Source organism: Actinocrinis puniceicyclus (assembly GCF_018283645.1).
Taxonomy (GTDB): domain Bacteria; phylum Actinomycetota; class Actinomycetes; order Streptomycetales; family Catenulisporaceae; genus Actinocrinis; species Actinocrinis puniceicyclus.
The window spans coordinates 1-651 of the sequence record NZ_JAGSXH010000368.1 but is presented as its reverse complement, the minus strand read 5'-3'; the positions used below and the strand labels follow the sequence as shown (position 1 = coordinate 651).

The following is a 651-nucleotide window of genomic DNA, read 5'->3' as shown; positions in this document are numbered from 1 at the left end:
GTCCGTCATCACGATGGACGCGCTGCACACCCAGCGGGAAACAGCACGCCACCTGCGCGAACACGACGCACACTACGTTTTCACAGTCAAGGCGAACCAGCCCGCACTGCTCACGGCCTGCCATCAGCGCATCACCGTGGACGAACAGGCCACCGGGGAGCACCACGAGAGCGAGCGCACCCGCGGAACGATCCGCGAACGCCACCTGACCACGGCGGACGCCGAGGGGATCGACTTCCCCGGCGCGAAACAGATCGCCCGGATCATCCGCTACACCCGCCGACCCGGCATCGCGGGCCGGCTGACCAAGGAAGTCGTCTACGTGATCACCAGCCTGCCGCCCGAACTGGCGGGGCCGGGCGACCTCGCGGCCCTCGTGCGCGGACACTGGCGCATCGAGAACCAATGTCATTACGTACGCGACGTCACCTTCGGCGAAGACAAGTCCGCGATCAGCACCGCAACCCTGCCAAGGATCATGGCCACCCTGCGCAACCTCGTCATCAGCATGCTGCGCCTCGGCGGCGAAACCAACATCGCCAAAGCCCTGCGCAGACACGCCCGCAGACCCGAACTCCTGACAGGACTACTCCACCTGACCTGACGATCACCCAGAAAAAGGACGAAAGATCACTTTGTCATTAACCCTGG

At 64.5% G+C, this 651-nt stretch carries 1 protein-coding gene; it reads left to right on the top strand.

Annotated elements, in window-relative coordinates; genetic code table 11:
• A partial coding sequence (locus KGA66_RS29325; protein WP_211472894.1) for an ISAs1 family transposase occupies positions 1-604 on the top strand: 604 nt, incomplete at its 5' end.
• Positions 605-651 lie beyond the last annotated feature (47 nt).